Below are 18,862 nucleotides of genomic sequence, written 5' to 3'. Positions count from 1 at the left end.
ACAAAAAAGCTCTGGCCCTCGGGCTGTATGCCCAAGAGCCAGAGCTCTAAAAGGAGTTCGGCGGCGTCCTACTCTCCCACAGGGTCCCCCCTGCAGTACCATCGGCGCTGTAAGGCTTAGCTTCCGGGTTCGAAATGTAACCGGGCGTTTCCCTCACGCTATAACCACCGAAACACTATGAAACTGTCAGCCGCACCGTATGTGGCCATACGGGGCTGTTCGTGGTTTCAGAACCAACACAGTGGACGCGAGCATCTATGGACAAGCCCTCGGCCTATTAGTACCGGTCACCTCCACACGTTACCGTGCTTCCAGATCCGGCCTATCAACCCAGTCGTCTACTGGGAGCCTTACCCCATCAAGTGGGTGGGAATACTCATCTCGAAGCAGGCTTCCCGCTTAGATGCTTTCAGCGGTTATCCCTCCCGAACGTAGCCAACCAGCCATGCTCTTGGCAGAACAACTGGCACACCAGAGGTTCGTCCGTCCCGGTCCTCTCGTACTAGGGACAGCCCTTCTCAATATTCCTGCGCGCGCAGCGGATAGGGACCGAACTGTCTCACGACGTTCTAAACCCAGCTCGCGTACCGCTTTAATGGGCGAACAGCCCAACCCTTGGGACCGACTCCAGCCCCAGGATGCGACGAGCCGACATCGAGGTGCCAAACCATCCCGTCGATATGGACTCTTGGGGAAGATCAGCCTGTTATCCCCGGGGTACCTTTTATCCGTTGAGCGACGGCGCTTCCACAAGCCACCGCCGGATCACTAGTCCCGACTTTCGTCCCTGCTCGACCCGTCGGTCTCACAGTCAAGCTCCCTTGTGCACTTACACTCAACACCTGATTGCCAACCAGGCTGAGGGAACCTTTGGGCGCCTCCGTTACTCTTTAGGAGGCAACCGCCCCAGTTAAACTACCCATCAGACACTGTCCCTGATCCGGATCACGGACCCAGGTTAGACATCCAGCACGACCAGAGTGGTATTTCAACGATGACTCCCCCTGAACTGGCGTCCAGAGTTCACAGTCTCCCACCTATCCTACACAAGCCGAACCGAACACCAATATCAAACTGTAGTAAAGGTCCCGGGGTCTTTCCGTCCTGCTGCGCGAAACGAGCATCTTTACTCGTAGTGCAATTTCACCGGGCCTATGGTTGAGACAGTCGAGAAGTCGTTACGCCATTCGTGCAGGTCGGAACTTACCCGACAAGGAATTTCGCTACCTTAGGATGGTTATAGTTACCACCGCCGTTTACTGGCGCTTAAGTTCTCAGCTTCGCCAGGACGAATCCTGACTAACCGGTCCCCTTAACGTTCCAGCACCGGGCAGGCGTCAGTCCGTATACATCGCCTTACGGCTTCGCACGGACCTGTGTTTTTAGTAAACAGTCGCTTCTCGCTGGTCTCTGCGGCCACCCCCAGCTCACCGAGTAAATCGGATCACCGGTGATGGCCCCCTTCTCCCGAAGTTACGGGGGCATTTTGCCGAGTTCCTTAACCATAGTTCACCCGAACGCCTCGGTATTCTCTACCTGACCACCTGAGTCGGTTTAGGGTACGGGCCGCCATGAAACTCGCTAGAGGCTTTTCTCGACAGCATAGGATCATCCACTTCACCACAATCGGCTCGGCATCAGGTCTCAGCCTCATGTGCGACGGATTTACCTATCGCACGGCCTACACCCTTACCCCGGGACAACCACCGCCCGGGCTGGACTACCTTCCTGCGTCACCCCATCACTCACCTACTACAGGTCTGGTCCGTCGGCTCCACCACTCCCTTTGCCCGAAGGCTCCAGGGCGGCTTCACGGACTTAGCATCGCCTGGTTCAATGTTTGACGCTTCACAGCGGGTACCGGAATATCAACCGGTTATCCATCGACTACGCCTGTCGGCCTCGCCTTAGGTCCCGACTTACCCTGGGCAGATCAGCTTGACCCAGGAACCCTTAGTCAATCGGCGCACACGTTTCTCACGTGTGAATCGCTACTCATGCCTGCATTCTCACTCGTGAACCGTCCACCACTGCCTTCCGGCGCGGCTTCACCCGGCACACGACGCTCCCCTACCCATCACAGCCGCCGTTGGGCGTATTGCTGCAATGACACGACTTCGGCGGTACGCTTGAGCCCCGCTACATTGTCGGCGCGGAATCACTAGACCAGTGAGCTATTACGCACTCTTTCAAGGGTGGCTGCTTCTAAGCCAACCTCCTGGTTGTCTCTGCGACTCCACATCCTTTCCCACTTAGCGTACGCTTAGGGGCCTTAGTCGATGCTCTGGGCTGTTTCCCTCTCGACCATGGAGCTTATCCCCCACAGTCTCACTGCCGCGCTCTCACTTACCGGCATTCGGAGTTTGGCTAAGGTCAGTAACCCGGTAGGGCCCATCGCCTATCCAGTGCTCTACCTCCGGCAAGAAACACACGACGCTGCACCTAAATGCATTTCGGGGAGAACCAGCTATCACGGAGTTTGATTGGCCTTTCACCCCTAACCACAGGTCATCCCCCAGGTTTTCAACCCTGGTGGGTTCGGTCCTCCACGAAGTCTTACCTCCGCTTCAACCTGCCCATGGCTAGATCACTCCGCTTCGGGTCTTGAGCGCGCTACTGAACCGCCCTATTCGGACTCGCTTTCGCTACGGCTTCCCCACACGGGTTAACCTCGCAACACACCGCAAACTCGCAGGCTCATTCTTCAAAAGGCACGCAGTCACGAGAATGTGCAAGCACATTCCGACGCTCCCACGGCTTGTAGGCACACGGTTTCAGGTACTATTTCACTCCCCTCCCGGGGTACTTTTCACCATTCCCTCACGGTACTATCCGCTATCGGTCACCAGGGAATATTTAGGCTTAGCGGGTGGTCCCGCCAGATTCACACGGGATTTCTCGGGCCCCGTGCTACTTGGGTGTCTCTCAAACGAGCCGCTGATGTTTCGACTACGGGGGTCTTACCCTCTACGCCGGACCTTTCGCATGTCCTTCGCCTACATCAACGGTTTCTGACTCGCCTCACAGCCGGCAGACTGTGAAAGAGAGATCCCACAACCCCGCATACGCAACCCCTGCCGGGTCTCACACGTATACGGTTTAGCCTCATCCGGTTTCGCTCGCCACTACTCCCGGAATCACGGTTGTTTTCTCTTCCTGCGGGTACTGAGATGTTTCACTTCCCCGCGTTCCCTCCACTTGCCCTATGTGTTCAGGCAAGGGTGACAGCCCATGACGACTGCCGGGTTTCCCCATTCGGAAACCCCCGGATCAAAGCCTGGTTGACGACTCCCCGGGGACTATCGTGGCCTCCCACGTCCTTCATCGGTTCCTGGTACCAAGGCATCCACCGTGCGCCCTTAAAAACTTGGCCACAGATGCTCGCGTCCACTGTGCAGTTCTCAAACAACGACCAGTACACCGTCACACACCACCACTGTGGTGCTTCACCGGCGCCGGCAACCGAAGCACAACCTCACGGCCGTTACTTCAGACACCCAACAGCGTGCCCGGCACCCCCGCCACTCGTGATCAGCGTTCCACGCTCCGAAGAGCAGTACTGGCAGCCCGAGATGACTGAGAGTGCCGAATAATCAACGTTCCACCCATGAGCAACCACCGCAGAACGTTTGCCTGCGTAGTGGCCTCTGAACCAGGCAAGCCCGGCTTAGAAGTGCTCCTTAGAAAGGAGGTGATCCAGCCGCACCTTCCGGTACGGCTACCTTGTTACGACTTCGTCCCAATCGCCAGTCCCACCTTCGACAGCTCCCTCCCACAAGGGGTTGGGCCACCGGCTTCGGGTGTTACCGACTTTCGTGACGTGACGGGCGGTGTGTACAAGGCCCGGGAACGTATTCACCGCAGCAATGCTGATCTGCGATTACTAGCAACTCCGACTTCATGGGGTCGAGTTGCAGACCCCAATCCGAACTGAGACAGGCTTTTTGAGATTCGCTCCACCTCACGGTATCGCAGCTCATTGTACCTGCCATTGTAGCACGTGTGCAGCCCAAGACATAAGGGGCATGATGACTTGACGTCGTCCCCACCTTCCTCCGAGTTGACCCCGGCGGTCTCCTGTGAGTCCCCATCACCCCGAAGGGCATGCTGGCAACACAGAACAAGGGTTGCGCTCGTTGCGGGACTTAACCCAACATCTCACGACACGAGCTGACGACAGCCATGCACCACCTGTACACCGACCACAAGGGGGGCACTATCTCTAATGCTTTCCGGTGTATGTCAAGCCTTGGTAAGGTTCTTCGCGTTGCGTCGAATTAAGCCACATGCTCCGCTGCTTGTGCGGGCCCCCGTCAATTCCTTTGAGTTTTAGCCTTGCGGCCGTACTCCCCAGGCGGGGAACTTAATGCGTTAGCTGCGGCACCGACGACGTGGAATGTCGCCAACACCTAGTTCCCACCGTTTACGGCGTGGACTACCAGGGTATCTAATCCTGTTCGCTCCCCACGCTTTCGCTCCTCAGCGTCAGTAATGGCCCAGAGATCCGCCTTCGCCACCGGTGTTCCTCCTGATATCTGCGCATTTCACCGCTACACCAGGAATTCCGATCTCCCCTACCACACTCTAGCTAGCCCGTATCGAATGCAGACCCGGGGTTAAGCCCCGGGCTTTCACACCCGACGTGACAAGCCGCCTACGAGCTCTTTACGCCCAATAATTCCGGACAACGCTTGCGCCCTACGTATTACCGCGGCTGCTGGCACGTAGTTAGCCGGCGCTTCTTCTGCAGGTACCGTCACTTTCGCTTCTTCCCTGCTGAAAGAGGTTTACAACCCGAAGGCCGTCATCCCTCACGCGGCGTCGCTGCATCAGGCTTTCGCCCATTGTGCAATATTCCCCACTGCTGCCTCCCGTAGGAGTCTGGGCCGTGTCTCAGTCCCAGTGTGGCCGGTCGCCCTCTCAGGCCGGCTACCCGTCGTCGCCTTGGTGAGCCATTACCTCACCAACAAGCTGATAGGCCGCGGGCTCATCCTTCACCGCCGGAGCTTTCAACCTTCACAGATGCCAGTGAAGGTGGTATCCGGTATTAGACCCCGTTTCCAGGGCTTGTCCCAGAGTGAAGGGCAGATTGCCCACGTGTTACTCACCCGTTCGCCACTAATCCCCACCGAAGTGGTTCATCGTTCGACTTGCATGTGTTAAGCACGCCGCCAGCGTTCGTCCTGAGCCAGGATCAAACTCTCCGTGAATGTTTACCCGTAATCGGGTGCACACATCACGAGAGCGGAACAACCACCGGAATAAGGCGGTCGTTCACAACGTCCTCGCTGTGTTATTTCAAAGGAACCTCGCCACCGAGAACTGATGTTCCGGTGGACGGGGTATCAACATATCTGGCGTTGATTTTTGGCACGCTGTTGAGTTCTCAAGGAACGGACGCTTCCTTTGTACTCACCCTCTCGGGCTTTCCTCCGGGCGCTTCCCTTCGGTGTTTCCAAACTCTATCAGTGTTTTTCCGGCTCTCTGACCACCATCCTGCGAGCATGCAGAAGGTGACCCCGAGTTAGGATCTGACAAGTTTGTTGCTGCCGGGCGAGGTTGCGATGTCGCGTCGCTCAGCCCCAAGCAGGAGTACGACAGTACACGCGGTCACGGAGCAGGTGCAAATCGTTTTGGGGTATGGTCTAGACCACTCCGGTCTGCTCGCGCGGAACCGGCACTTCATGTGACATACGCTGCTGAACAGTGTGCCGTCCCGCACAGGCAGGGACGGCCATATCGATCTCCACCCCTGGGAGGCTTCCCATGACCACCGTGACGTCCCCATTGGCAGGACGCGCCGTTGGACTGGCGTCCGTGCCGGATCCGGTCTTCTCCGGGGCCATGGTCGGCCCGGGCACAGCGATCGACCCGGTGCGTGAACCGTCCGAGGCTGTGTCCCCCGTGGACGGAGTCATCGTCTCTCTCCATCCGCACGCCTTCGTCGTCGTCGACGATCAGGGCCACGGTGTCCTCACCCACCTCGGCATCGACACGGTGCAGCTCAATGGCGAGGGCTTCGAGTTGCTCGTGAACAAGGGCGACACCGTGACGCGCGGCCAGAGCATCGTCCGATGGAACCCCGTGGCCGTCGAGGCAGCTGGCAAGTCTCCGGTGTGCCCGGTAGTGGCCCTTGAAGCAACGGCGGAGGCCCTCTCCGAACTGCGTGACAACGGCGATGTGAAGGCCGGCGACAGTCTCTTCGTCTGGAAGTGACTTCGGTGCCGTCGCATGGCGGCACACAGGGACGACAACCACTGCGGCGGCCGGGCCCGCCGCCTTATCGGAGACGGGTGAGATGGAGACAACGCTGCGAGGCGTCGGCGTGAGCCACGGTGTGGCGATCGGCGAGGTTCGGCACATGGGAACGGCGGTCCTCGAGCCGCCTGCCAAGCAGATTCCGGCCGAGGACGCGGAGCGCGAACAGGGGCGCGCCCGCCAGGCCGTTGAAGCTGTGGCAGCCGACTTGATGGCGCGCGGCAATCTGGCGGGGGCGAAGCACAAGCCGTGCTCGAGGCTCAGGCCATGATGGCCCAGGACCCCGAGCTGATGGCGGATGTGGACCGGCGTATCGCTGTGGGCAGCACGGCCGAGCGGGCCGTGTACGACGCCTTCGCCGCGTACCGCGAGCTGCTGGCCGGTGCCGGCGAGTACCTTGCCGGCCGCGTGGCCGACCTCGATGACGTGCGGAATCGTATCGTCGCTCGTTTGCTCGGGGTGCCGATGCCGGGTGTGCCGGACAGCGACGAGCCCTATGTCCTTGTCGCTCGCGATCTCGCGCCGGCCGACACGGCGCTGCTGGATCCGGCCCTGGTGCTCGGCTTTGTCACCGAGGAGGGCGGGCCGACCAGCCACAGCGCGATTCTGGCGAGGGCGCTCGGTGTGCCGGCCGTGGTAGCGCTGCCGGGCGCCGGTGAGCTCGCCGAGGGTACGGTCGTAGCTGTGGACGGCAGCACGGGCGACGTCTTCCTGCACCCGAGCGACGAGAAGAAGGCGGAGCTTGAGGGCGCTGCTGCCGCGCGCAAGGCCGCTCTCGCCGCGTCTACCGGGCCGGGCGCCACGGCCGATGGCCACAAGGTGCCGCTGCTGGCCAACGTCGGCGGACCGTCCGACGTTCCGGCCGCTGTCGAAGCGGGTGCCGAGGGTGTCGGTCTGTTCCGGACCGAGTTCCTCTTCCTCGACGACAGCAAGAAGGCGCCGTCGGAGGAGAAGCAGGTCGAGGCCTACCGGCAGGTTCTTGAGGCCTTCCCCGAGGGTCGTGTGGTCGTACGTGTGCTGGACGCGGGTGCGGACAAGCCGCTGGACTTCCTGACGCCGGCCGATGAGCCGAACCCGGCGCTGGGTGTGCGGGGGCTGCGGACGTTGCTGGACCACCCCGACGTGCTGCGCACCCAGCTGACGGCGCTTGCGAAGGCGTCGGAGGGTCTGCCTGTCTACCTCGAGGTCATGGCCCCGATGGTGGCGGACCGGACCGACGCGAAGGCGTTCGCGGACGCGTGCCGTGCGGCCGGGCTGCAGGCGAAGTTCGGCGCGATGGTGGAGATTCCGTCGGCCGCGCTGCGGGCGCGCTCGATCCTGCAGGAGGTCGAGTTCCTGTCGCTGGGGACGAACGACCTCGCTCAGTACACCTTCGCCGCGGACCGTCAGGTGGGTGCGGTGTCCCGCCTGCAGGATCCGTGGCAGCCCGCGCTGCTCGACCTGGTCGCGCTGTCCGCGGAGGCGGCGAAGGCCGAGGGCAAGAGCTGTGGCGTCTGTGGTGAGGCCGCTTCGGACCCGCTGCTGGCGTGTGTGCTGACCGGTCTGGGTGTCACCTCCCTGTCCATGGGTTCGGCGTCGATTCCTTATGTCCGGGCGACGCTGGCGAAGTACACGCTGGCGCAGTGTGAGCGTGCTGCTGCGGCCGCGCGGGCGGCGGACAGCGCCGAGGAGGCGCGCAACGCCGCTCAGGCGGTGCTGTCCGGCGAGTAGTTGGAGCAGGACATCTGCGCGATGGCTGCGGGCCCGTTGTGATGGGGCGCTCCACCTGTTGGTGGGGCGCCCCATCCGCGTTCAGTGGTGGTGTCCCGGTGGCGCTTCCTCATTGCCGAGGTCCGGTGGCACGCAGTAGTCGACGCCGGATTCCGGGGAGATGAGGTCTCCGGATTCGATGTCGGTGCAGTAGGCGTCGAAGACCTCGCCGGCGGTCAGGGGCTCCAGGCCCTCTCCGCGCAGGCGCCATCCGTAGATGCGGTCGGACGTGCGGGGGGCGCTGGTCCGCATGACGAGTCCGCCGGGGCTCCGGGTGGCGAGGCCGACGGCGAGGACCGTGGTGAACTCCAGGGCTTCGGCCTCGTCGAGGTGCGTGGCGCCCTCGGTGTCTTCGTCGGCGTGCAGGACGGAGACGAGTGCTTCCGGGATCCCGGTCACGCTGCAGACGAGGTGCCGGCTGCCCGGCTGGGCTGTGTCGAGGATGCGGACGAGGAGGCTCGAGGCGCGCACGAAGGCCGCGCGGCCGATGTCCTCGCCGCAGGTGGCGCAGGCGCCGAGGCGTGCCAGGAGTGTGGACGCGTACTCCCACGTGGCTTGTCGGACGGCTTCGTCGACGAGGGCCGGGACGAGGTCTGTGAGGGGCTGTCCCTGGTAGGGGACGGTGGGTCCCGTGGTCGCGAGTTCTGCTGTGAAGCGTGTGCGGCTCGCCGCGTTGTCGGGGTCGAGGCCCGTCTCCGCGCAGAACTCGGCGTACTCCTGTGGATCGAAGAGGGCGATCGTCGTATGGCTGCCTTGGGAGGCCCGGGTCCTGAGGAGGGCCTCCATCTGCTGGAGATAGATCTTGTGGTCGTCGAAGGTGAAGCTGCGGTAGTGCCGCATGGCACGGAAGTCGTGTTCGTCGGTGAGCAGGCCGATCGTGCCGACGATTTCGCGGCGCAGGACGCGTCGCATCGTCTGGTGGTCGGTGTGCGCCATGGTTCCCCCTGTGTGTGCGCAGTCGATCAATGCTCACTCACGGTAACCGGCGGCACTGACAACGGCGCCGGCTCGTCGTGGTTCGACGAGTCCGAGGCCGGGTGTCGCTCAGGCGCGCTTGCGGGCCAGTTCCTCGTAGAAGTGCAGGAGGTCGAGGTTGTCGATGGAACCGGGGTTGACGGCCCGCTCCAGGGGTGTGCCCTGGAGAAGGCGTTTGACCGGGACCTCGATGCGCTTGCCGGTGAGGGTGTGGGGCACGCCGGGGACTTCGATGACTTCGTCGGGGACGTGTCGCGGTGAGAGCTGTTCGCGGATGGTCTGCTTGATGCGGCTCAGGAGCGCTTCGTCGAGCACCGCTCCGGGGGCCAGGTGCACGAACAAGGGCATCCAGTAGCCGCCGTCGGGCTGTTCGATGCCGATGACGAGGGATTCCTTGATCTCGGGGAGGCGCTCGACCGCTTCGTAGATGTCGGCCGAGCCCATGCGTACGCCCTGGCGGTTGAGTGTGGAGTCGGAGCGGCCATGGATGACGACGGAGCCTCGCGAGGTGAGAGTGATCCAGTCGCCGTGGCGCCATACGCCGGGATAGGTGTCGAAGTAACTGTCCTGGTAGCGCCTGCCGTCGGAGTCGTTCCAGAAGTAGATCGGCATGGAGGGCATGGGGTTGGTGACCACGAGCTCGCCCACCTCGTCGATGAGGGGTTCGCCGCTCGGGTCCCAGGACTGCAGGTCGGTGCCGAGGCCCGGGGCCTGGAGCTCGCCTACGTACACAGGCACGGTGGGCACGGCGCCGGCGAAGCAGGAGCACACGTCCGTGCCGCCGCTGACGGAGGCGATCCAGAGGTCGTCGCGGACCTCTTCGTGCAGCCAGCGGAATCCGTCGGGCGGCAGGGGTGATCCGGTCGTGGCGACGCACTGGACCTTGCTGAGGTCGAAGTCGCGCGCGGGGTGCACGCCGGCCTTGCGGCAAGCCATGACGTACGCGGCGGAGGTGCCGTAGAGGGTGGCTCCCGTGCGTTCGGCGATTCGCCATTGGGCGCCCGTGTCGGGGTAGCCCGGGCTGCCGTCGTACAGGACGATCGTGGTGCCGGTGAGGAGGCCGGAGACGAGGAAGTTCCACATCATCCAGCCCGTAGACGTGTACCAGAAGAAACGGTCCTCTGGGCCCAGATCGCAGTGCAGCCCGAGTTGTTTGAGGTGTTCGACGAGGATGCCGCCCTGGGATTGGACGATGGCCTTGGGGAGGCCGGTCGTGCCGGAGGAGTAGAGCACCCAGAGGGGGTGGTCGAACGGCACCTGCTCGAAGACGGGTTCCTCGTCGGCGCCTGTGAGGGCCGACCACTCGAGCGCACCTTCGGGGGCCGCTGTGCCGAGGAGTGGAATGTGCACCACGGCGCGCAGCGTGGGCAGTTCGCGGCGAAGCTCGGCGACGATGTCGCGGCGGTCGTGCTCCTTGCCGCCGTAGCGGTAGCCGTCGACGGTGAACAGGACGACCGGTTCGATCTGCTGGAAGCGGTCGAGGACGCTGCGGGCGCCGAAGTCGGGGGCGCAGGAGGTCCAGACTCCGCCGACGGCAGCGGTGGCGAGGAGGGCCACGACGGCCTGCGGGATGTTCGGGAGGTAGCCGCTGACGCGGTCACCGGGGCGCACGCCGAGGGCGCGCAGCTCCGTGGCGAGGGAGCCGACCTGGCGGCGCAGCTCGGACCAGGTCACGGGGACGGGCTCGTGGGACTCGTCGACGTACAGGAGTGCGGGTTCGTCGGCGCGGGTCGCAGCGGCGCGCAGGGCGTGCTCGGCGTAGTTCAGGGTGGCGCCGGGGAACCACTGGGCACCGGGCATCGAGCGGTCGCCCAGCACGCGCGCATACGGGGTGGAGAAACGTACGTCGAACCACTCCGTGACGGCTTTCCAGAAGGTGTCCAGTTCGTCGACAGACCAGCGGTGCAGTGCGGTGTAGCCGCCCTCGGAGGGGGCTCCGTGGTGCTCGGCGGCCCAGGCCTGGAACTTGGTGATCTGTGCCCGGGCGATGCGCTGGGGATCTGGCTGCCAGAGCGGCTGAGGGTTCACGATCGACATGGAGCGGCTCCCGGACTGTGCGCGTCGTGTGCGTCTTCCGCGCACGGCTGGGTTGTGCGCGTGACGCGGCTGACAGGGACGATGCCATGTGATCGACTTCTACACCAGGGTGCGCCCCACACAGTCCGTGTCGTGAAGATGTGGTCCCGGCACGGGTGAACGGAAGTTGAACGGCACACGCGTGTGGGGCGGTCGATGGCAGGCTGAGCAGCATGAACGGTCGTGACCTGGTGCGTTCGATGAAGGTGGTCGGTTCTGTGGGAGCGGCCCAGGGGTTGCGTACCGTGCGAGCGGCGTGGCGCAGGAGGCGGGCCGACGCGGCGGGGCTGCCGCCGCGGGGAGCGGAGCGTGCCCGGGTACCTGGGCCGGTGCAGGAAGTGCGGCCCGGTCCGGGCGGTGGTGTCATCCGGTTCAGCCGGTCCGAGCTGTGGGTCACCGTCGCCGTGAACGGTGCCGTGTTCTGGGGCTGGGACGGGGCCTCTCCCGAGCCGTCGTACGCGCTTGCGGGTCGCTGTCCGGAACCGGATCCCCGGGCGGTGCTGGAGCCCGACAAGGACGGTGGCTGGCGGGTTGTGGCCGAGCGGGTCACGGTCGTCATCTCGCGGCACGGCGCCGTGGAGGTGAAGACGCCCGGTGGCGTGACACTGCGCCGTGACCTGCCGCCACGCTGGTGGGAGCCCGTCGACGGTGGGGCGGCACGGTGGATGCAGCGGTCGGAGGTGGCCGCGGACGCGCGCTTCTTCGGTCTCGGTGGGCGGGCGTCCGGGCCCCGGCTGAAAGATGGAACGTACCGGCTGTGGAACACCGACCCGGGCCATGCCTTCGGTCCTGGTGACGACCCGCTCTACATCGCCATGCCCGTACAGGTGGTGGTGGCCGACGCGGCCACGCACCTGGTGTTCCACGACACCTCGTGGGACGGCACGGTGACGTTGCGGGAGGGCGAGGAGGGCGCAGGATCCGGGCACGACCGGGCGGGGACGTGCGAAGTGCGGATGGACGGGGGTCCGCTGCGCTGCTGGGTCATGGTGGGTACCCCCGCGCGCGTGCTGCGCGCCTGGGCCGCACTCACCGGTGCGCCCGCTCTGCCGCCGGCGTGGGCGCTGGGCCACCATCACGCGCGGTGGGGTTTCGGTAGCGAGCAGGAGGTCCGGCGGATCGTTTCGGGCTATCAGGAGCGTGGTCTGCCTTTGGACGCGGTTCATCTGGACATCGACCACTACGACGAGCACCAGGTGTTCACGGTCGATCAGGATGCCTTCCCCAAACTGCCGCAGCTCGCCGAGGACCTGCGCCGGGACGGTGTGCGCCTGGTTTCCATCGTCGACCCGGCGGTCAAGGCGGCACCCGGCAATGCCGTCTACGACAGCGGTACGGCCGAGGACGCGTTCGTACGGGACGCCTCGGGCCGTCCCGTGCGGGGAGTCGTCTGGCCCGGGGAAGCAGTCTTCCCGGACTTCACGCACGCGCGCGTGCGCAAGTGGTGGGGTGGGCTCTACGAGGAGCGGTTGGCGCAGGGTTTCTCGGGCTTCTGGCATGACATGAACGAGCCGACCTCGTTCGCGGCCTTCGGGGAGTCGACGCTGCCGCGTTCGGCCCGGCACTCCCTGGAAGGGCGAGGCGGGGACCACAGGGAGGCTCACAACGTCTACGCCCTGTGCATGGCGAGGGCCGGCTATGAGGGCCTGCTCGAACTGGCGCCCCGGGAGCGGCCTTTCGTCTTCTCCCGCTCGGGGTGGGCCGGCATGCAGCGCTACGGGGGAACCTGGTCCGGGGACGTGGCCACAGGCTGGCCGGGGCTGCGGGCGTCGCTGTCGCTGGTCATGGGCCTCGGGCTGTGCGGGGTGCCGTACTCGGGGCCGGATGTGGGCGGATTCGACGGGAGTCCGTCGCCGGAGCTGTATCTGCGGTGGTTCCAGCTGGCCGCGTATCTGCCGCTGTTCCGTACGCACGCGAGTCTGCGGGCAGGGCGCAGGGAGCCGTGGGAGTTCGGTCCGGAGGTGCTGGAGCACGCGCGCGTGGCGCTCGTCGAGCGCCGCAGGCTGCTGCCGTACTTCGTGACGCTGGCACATCTGGCCCGGCGCACAGGGGCGCCGTACGTGCGTCCCCTGTGGTGGTCGGCTCCGGAGGACCGCACGCTGCGTGACTGCGAGGATGCGTTTCTGCTGGGCGACTGTCTGCTGGTGGCGCCGGTGCTGGATCCAGGAGCTGACCGGCGTGCGGTGCAGCTGCCGCGAGGGCGCTGGTACGACACGGCGACGGGGCGGGCGTACGAGGGGCCGGGGCAAGTTCTCCTGGACGCGCCCGTACCCCGGATCCCGGTGCTGGCGCGTTCGGGTGCCGTCGTCCCCGTGCGTGGGGACGACGGAGGGCTGGAACTGGAGGTGTGGGCGCCCGCGCCGGGACGCACCGGGCGCGGGCTGATCGTGCCGGACACGGGTGACGGCGAGGACGAACCGGAGATCGAGCGGTATGTCACCCGCTGGGAAGGCCGAAAGCTGGTCGTCGAGCTGGAGCGCGAGAACGGCATGATCGCCTCGCCCCGTCCGGTGCGCATACGAGGGCTCGATGAGCCTTCGGCTCAGATGTAGCGGCCCTCGAAGAACGCCCTGACGGCCAGCGTGTGCAACGGGAAGGCGAGCTCCTCCGGCCTGCGCAGGAGGTGCCAGCCCTCTGTCTCATCCGTGGCCGCCGAGGTCGGCAGGCGGTCGGCCGGCCGTTCCGGAAGAAGACCGAACAGCAGCAGGTGGCCGCCGGGAGAGCTCATCGCATCGACGAGACGTACGTCGCGGCCGGCCGCGTCGATGCCGGTCTCTTCCTTGAGTTCGCGGACGACGGCCTGACGCCAGTCCTCGCGGTCGTCGATGTAGCCGCCGGGCAGGGCGATGCCTCCGCGCGCGGGGGCGACGGTTCGGGTGATGACGACCAGGGCGGTTCCCTGGTCGTCGTACACGGGCTGGAGCGCGATCGCTACCGGCAGCGGATTGCGATAGGCCACGGCGCCGCAAGCGGGGCAGGTGCGGGGCCAGCCGGAGACGCCCTCTCCGTAGGGCGCGCCGCAGCTTGAACAGTGGGAATCCGCTGCGGAGTTGGGGGCGGAGTGCTGAGTTTCGGACACGCGGCGGACTGTATCCGATCAGTGGAGGGGCGTCTTCCGGGGGGCCTCACTAGCGCCTGGCCACGGATTTCCAGGACACGGGGAAGTTGAAGTAGGTGTCCGGATAGGGCTCCGGATTGAACGTGTAATGCCACCACTCCTCGGCGAGATTCACGAAACCGAGGACTTCGAGGGTGTGCTTGAGCAGCAGCCGGCTGGTCCGTTGTTCGCCCTGGATGCGCGGGTCGAGGGTGTGGGACAGGGTGTCGAAACAGTCGAAGCCGGTGCCCATGTCGACGGAGTTGTCGGGGAAGCGCTCGGCCCTGGGTGCGTAGCAGGGGACGAGGGGCTCTCCTGGGACGTACGGCCTGGTGGGCTTCGGCGGGAGCCTGACGATCGTGAGGTCCATGGTCGAGCCGCGGCTGTGCCCGGACTTCTCGGCGATGTAACCGTCCGCGAACAGACGGGACTTGTCGACGTTCGGGTAGAACTCGTTTTTCATGGCCTCATCGTCGAGGTCCTCGGCCCAGCGCACGAAGTGGTCGACGGCGCGTTGCGGGCGGTAGCAGTCGTACACCTTGAGCGTGTAGCCCTGGCGCAACAGCCGCCGCTGGGCCTTGTGGAGGGCCTCTGCGGCGGGTCGGGTGAGGATGCACAGGGGCTGTCGGTACCCGTCGATGCGCTCGCCCACGAAGTTGTGCGGGGTGAAGTACCGCATCTCCTCAACGATGGTCGGGTCCACGGTTCCCAGCGCCACGAAGTCCTTCGGCGCTCTGGGGTCTGGCTTCGCCAGGGCAACTGTTGGGGCGGCGGTCACGGCGAGGAGGGTGGCGAGCATGGTGACGAGTCCCCGTACCGCGGTCGAGAGTCGTGTCATGCCTCCTGCATCTATCAGGAGTGAGTTCCGTCTCGGAAGCGATCGGTTGCATTCCACCCCGAAAGCCGGACAGGAAGGCCGGCCCGGCCGCCGGTGAGCCCAGGCGGCCCTGCCGCTTTTCCGTCGCCCATGGCAGACTTCTGACGTTCCGTCAGATCGGACGGTCAGGAGAGGCTATGCCACGCACGCGCACACCGGTGATCGCCAGATGGTTCGCCGGGGACGAAACCGACTTCCGCCTCCTCGGCACCCGATGCTCGGCCTGCACCTCGGTCTTCTTTCCGCGCGAGGACGCTCACTGCCGCAACCCCGACTGCCCGGGCGGTGACCTGGAAGAGATCCCGCTCTCGCGGCGGGGGCGCGTGTGGTCGTACACGGACAGCCGGTACCGGCCCCCGTCACCCTATGTGACCAACCCGGAACTTCCGTGGGAACCCTGCGCGTTGATCGCTGTGGAGCTGGAGTCCGAGCGCCTCGTGGTGCTGGGACAGGCGGTTCCCGGGGTCACCGTCGCCGATTTGACGGTGGGCATGGAGGTGGTGGTCGTCCCCGGCGTGCTGCATGAGGACGCGGAGACGATCTGGACGACGTGGCAGTGGCGGCCGACGGGGGTGACGGCATGACGGACGAGGTGGCGGTGCTGGGCGCGGGTATGCACCCGTGGGGCAAGTGGGGACGCAGCTTCGTCGAGTACGGCGTGGTGGCGTCTCGCGCGGCCCTCGCCGACGCGGGACTCGAGTGGCGGGACATCGGGTCGATCGTCGGTGCGGACACCGTGCGGGGCGGCTATCCGGGGTATGTGGCGGGGGCGACGTTCGCGAAGGCGCTCGGCTGGCAGGGGGCCCGGGTCACGAGCGTGTACGCGGCGTGCGCGTCCGGGGCGCAGGCCATCAACACGGCTCGGGCGCAGATACTTTCGGGGCTGGCGGACGTGGTGCTGGTGGTGGGTGCCGACGCGGCTCCCAAGGGCTTCTTCCGGCCTGCGGGCGGCGACCGGCCCGACGATCCGGACTGGCTTCGCTTCCGCACTCTCGGTGCGACCAATCCGACGTACTTCGGGTTGTACGCGCGCCGGCGGATGGCCGTGCACGGGGACACACCGGAGGACTTCGCGCAGGTCAAGGTGAAGAACGCCGCAGTGGGTGCGCTCAATCCGTACGCCCGCTACCGCAAACCCGTCACCGCCGAGGAGGTCGCCGCCTCCGCCGTGGTCGCCGATCCCCTACGGCTGCTCGACATCTGCGCGACCTCGGACGGAGGTGCCGCGCTCGTGCTGGCCGGTATGGAGTTCGCGCGTCGGCACGGAGCCGTGGATCCGGTGCGGATCCGGGCAGTGTCCACCGTGACACCGCGTTACCCCAACAGCGTCCTGGATCTGCCCGACATCGCGACCGACTCGACAGTGGCAGTGCAACCGGCGGCCGAGACATTCCGGGAGTCGATCGCGCGTGCGGCCTATCAGGAAGCCGGCATCGCCCCCGAGGATCTCTCCCTGGCAGAGGTCTACGACCTGTCCACGGCGCTGGAGTTGCAGTGGTACGAGGATCTGGGGCTGTGCGGCGAGGGGGAAGCCGTGAAGCTGCTGAGGGAGGGCTCAACGGCACTGGGCGGGCGAATACCGGTGAACGCGAGCGGCGGTCTGGCTTCCTTCGGAGAGGCGGTTCCGGCCCAGGCGATCGCCCAAGTATGCGAACTCACCTGGCAGTTGAGAGGAGTCGCGGCCGACCGGCAGGTCACCGGGGCACGTGTGGGAATCGCCGCCAACCAGGGACTGTTCGGGCACGGGTCGGCCGTGGTCGCGGTGCGATGAGTCATCAGGGTTCGCCGGACCCTGATACATGCGGTTGTGAGCGTGGCGTCGCCGCCACATCACCACGGACGACGTGGCATTTCTACACTGCGTGAGCAACCCGGAATCCTGCGTGAACGTCTCATGAACTGGGCTCGGGCGGGCTTCGGCGGCGACATCATGCTCCCGTGGACTCCTGGACGGATACTCTCCGCTTCGCCTTCCAACCGGTGGTCAATCTGACGACCGGTGGAGTCGCGGGACTGGAGATTCTCGCCCGCCCGGAGACCGGCGACGTCCTGGCCGAGGCGCGCCGCGATCCCGAACTCGACGGCCGACTCGCCGTGTTGGCGTTCCGTGCGGCGGCCCGCAAGGAGACGTTGCTGCCCCTGTACGTCAATGTGTTCGCCGGTACCCTCGCCGACCTCGGTGGGCTCACACCGCTGCACGACGCCGTGCGCGCGGCGGGGCGGCTGCCGTGGGAGGTGACGATCGACATCGGTCCGCCGTACACGCACGTGCCGCACCACGCGCTGATGGAGGCGATCGGCGCACTTCGGAACCAGGGCTTCCGGATCAGCGCGGACGGCGTCGGAGACGGAGACCTCCCGCTGCGCCTGCTCACGGACATGGCGCCGGACCTCGTCAAGCTCGACTCGTCCCTGCTGGCACGCCCAGCCGCGGTGCGGGCGATGCGGACGCTGTGCGAGCAGCAGGGTGCACTCCTGTGCGTCGAGGGTGTCGAGACGGAGCTCCAGTGCGCGTCCGCGCGGTCGGCCGGTGCGCAGCTGGCGCAGGGGGAGCTGTTCGCCCCGCCGGCTCGGCTGCCCGCGGCGGAGGTATACGTTCCGCCGCGCTCCCCCGGACTGTCGGTGACGCCACGGTCGGGACCGTCTGTACGGGAGTTCGTGCGGCCGGCCGCGTTGTTACCCGCCACCGCGTCCGCGGGCCAGGTGCGGGCGCTGCTGACCGGGTCGCCTGACGTGTCCGGGGTGCTCCTGGTGGACCGGAGCGGCGTCCCGGTGCGGTCGGTGCACCGTTCCCGCTTCCTGCTGTCGATGTCGGGCCGCTACGGCCATGCCCTGTACGCGGACCGGCCCGCGGCCAAGCTCGGAGATCCCCCACGCACCGTCGGTGTCGACGCCACCGCGTGGGAGGTGCTGGACGTGGTCGCGGACGGCGGGAGCAACCGTACGTCGGACGACGTGGCGGTGGTCGACCGGTACGGCCGCTGCGTGGGGGTCGTACGGCTCGCGGACCTCGTGCGAGCTCTCGCCGAGAATCGCGTCGAGGAGGCCGCGGGGCTCAACCCACTGACCCGGCTGCCCGGTTCGGACGCGATCACCGGTGAGGTGGACCGGCGGATCGCGGACGGCCGGAGATTCGCGCTGAGCTGGCTGGATGTGGACCACTTCAAGCAGGTCAACGACGGTGCCGGGTTCGCGGCGGGCGACGAGCTGATCCGGTCCGTCGGACGGGTCCTGCAGCACGCGGCGACGGACAGTATCCGCGTGGGCCACATCGGCGGGGACGACTTCCTGGTGCTGGCGGATCCGGAGGGGCTGGATCCGCTGGCCACCTCTGTGCTGGACGCGCCCTGGTCCGCGGGGGGACTTGTCATCACGATGTCCCTGGCCACGGTCCTGTGCGAGCCGGGCAGCGTCACGGACCACCGGCAGGCAGCCGCCTGTCTGGCGCCGCTGAAGAAGGCCGCGAAATCACTGAGTGGAGCGAGCTGGGTGCTGGGCCGGCCTGGGCTCCCCGGGCACGAGATCCTTCGCGGGGTGGACGAGGCGACGGCCCGGGCCGAGTGGGCGGTGGCGGAGCCGGGCAGAGGGTGAGACGCTTCTCCTACCAGGTCGGCGGAGGCCGAGGCGGCGTCCGTACGGCCTCAGTGCCAACATCATCATCGGCCCCCGTCGGGTCCGGCAGGAACTGGCCTGCCTGCCGGCCTCGGCGGGGCCCCGGTGCCCGTCCCGCCCGCGAGTGGCGTACCGCGAGCCCGGCCACGACGGTCCGTGACCGTGGGCATGCCCTCAACCGTTGACGTCCGCGACCTTGACGCCCCATGGACGCCGGT

General features: G+C 66.0%; 9 protein-coding genes, 3 rRNA genes and 1 pseudogene. 6 read left to right on the top strand and 7 right to left on the bottom strand.

What is annotated here, in order from left to right; all coding sequences use genetic code 11:
* Window positions 1-55 precede the first annotated feature (55 nt).
* The 3 genes from rrf to OHO27_RS35815 all read right to left on the bottom strand — a co-directional run bounded on the left by rrf (window position 56) and on the right by OHO27_RS35815 (window position 5,210).
* A 5S ribosomal RNA gene (gene rrf / locus OHO27_RS35825) occupies window positions 56-172 on the bottom strand.
* A gap of 85 nt (window positions 173-257) precedes the next feature.
* Window positions 258-3,373: ribosomal RNA gene (locus tag OHO27_RS35820) — 23S ribosomal RNA — on the bottom strand.
* Between the two features lie 311 nt (window positions 3,374-3,684).
* Window positions 3,685-5,210: ribosomal RNA gene (locus OHO27_RS35815) — 16S ribosomal RNA — on the bottom strand.
* Together the 16S, 23S and 5S rRNA genes form the textbook arrangement of a ribosomal RNA operon.
* Window positions 5,211-5,766: 556 nt before the next feature.
* Here OHO27_RS35815 and OHO27_RS35810 point away from each other — a divergent pair.
* Together OHO27_RS35810 and ptsP are read left to right on the top strand one after the other, a co-directional pair.
* A complete protein-coding gene (locus OHO27_RS35810; protein WP_328429086.1) occupies window positions 5,767-6,216 on the top strand; it encodes a PTS sugar transporter subunit IIA in 450 nt (149 codons plus the stop codon).
* 82 nt (window positions 6,217-6,298) lie between these two features.
* Window positions 6,299-7,968 (top strand): annotated as a pseudogene (gene ptsP, locus OHO27_RS35805) (phosphoenolpyruvate--protein phosphotransferase).
* 81 nt (window positions 7,969-8,049) lie between these two features.
* Here the strand turns inward: ptsP and OHO27_RS35800 are convergent.
* Both OHO27_RS35800 and OHO27_RS35795 read right to left on the bottom strand, forming a co-directional pair.
* Complete coding sequence (locus OHO27_RS35800) at window positions 8,050-8,943, bottom strand: hypothetical protein (protein ID WP_328429085.1); 894 nt, start codon at window positions 8,941-8,943, stop codon at window positions 8,050-8,052.
* 108 nt (window positions 8,944-9,051) lie between these two features.
* Window positions 9,052-11,019 (bottom strand): acetoacetate--CoA ligase, encoded by a 1,968-nt coding sequence (locus OHO27_RS35795; RefSeq protein WP_328429084.1) that lies wholly within the window; start codon window positions 11,017-11,019, stop codon window positions 9,052-9,054.
* Window positions 11,020-11,231: 212 nt separating this feature from the next.
* Here OHO27_RS35795 and OHO27_RS35790 point away from each other — a divergent pair, with 212 nt between their 5' ends.
* Complete coding sequence (locus tag OHO27_RS35790) at window positions 11,232-13,610, top strand: glycoside hydrolase family 31 protein (protein ID WP_328429083.1); 2,379 nt, start codon at window positions 11,232-11,234, stop codon at window positions 13,608-13,610.
* Here the strand turns inward: OHO27_RS35790 and OHO27_RS35785 are convergent.
* Window positions 13,601-14,137 carry an NUDIX domain-containing protein gene (locus OHO27_RS35785; RefSeq protein ID WP_328429082.1) on the bottom strand — a complete coding sequence of 179 codons (537 nt, stop codon included), beginning with the start codon at window positions 14,135-14,137 and terminating at the stop codon, window positions 13,601-13,603. The genes OHO27_RS35790 and OHO27_RS35785 overlap by 10 nt on opposite strands.
* A gap of 49 nt (window positions 14,138-14,186) precedes the next feature.
* On the bottom strand, window positions 14,187-14,993 hold the full coding sequence (locus tag OHO27_RS35780; protein ID WP_328429081.1) for a M15 family metallopeptidase: 807 nt from the start codon (window positions 14,991-14,993) through the stop codon (window positions 14,187-14,189).
* 176 nt (window positions 14,994-15,169) lie between these two features.
* Here OHO27_RS35780 and OHO27_RS35775 point away from each other — a divergent pair, with 176 nt between their 5' ends.
* The 3 genes from OHO27_RS35775 to OHO27_RS35765 all read left to right on the top strand — a co-directional run bounded on the left by OHO27_RS35775 (window position 15,170) and on the right by OHO27_RS35765 (window position 18,623).
* Entirely contained in the window at window positions 15,170-15,616 is a 447-nt protein-coding gene (locus OHO27_RS35775) for a Zn-ribbon domain-containing OB-fold protein (protein ID WP_443059654.1), read from the top strand.
* On the top strand, window positions 15,613-16,803 hold the full coding sequence (locus OHO27_RS35770; RefSeq protein WP_328429080.1) for a lipid-transfer protein: 1,191 nt from the start codon (window positions 15,613-15,615) through the stop codon (window positions 16,801-16,803). Before OHO27_RS35775 ends, OHO27_RS35770 begins: the two co-directional genes overlap by 4 nt.
* Before the next feature lie 167 nt (window positions 16,804-16,970).
* On the top strand, window positions 16,971-18,623 hold the full coding sequence (locus tag OHO27_RS35765; protein ID WP_328429079.1) for a GGDEF domain-containing protein: 1,653 nt from the start codon (window positions 16,971-16,973) through the stop codon (window positions 18,621-18,623).
* Window positions 18,624-18,862 lie beyond the last annotated feature (239 nt).

This window comes from Streptomyces sp. NBC_00443, assembly GCF_036014175.1.
Taxonomy (GTDB): Bacteria; Actinomycetota; Actinomycetes; order Streptomycetales; family Streptomycetaceae; genus Streptomyces.
This window is presented reverse-complemented; position numbering and strand designations above follow the sequence as displayed.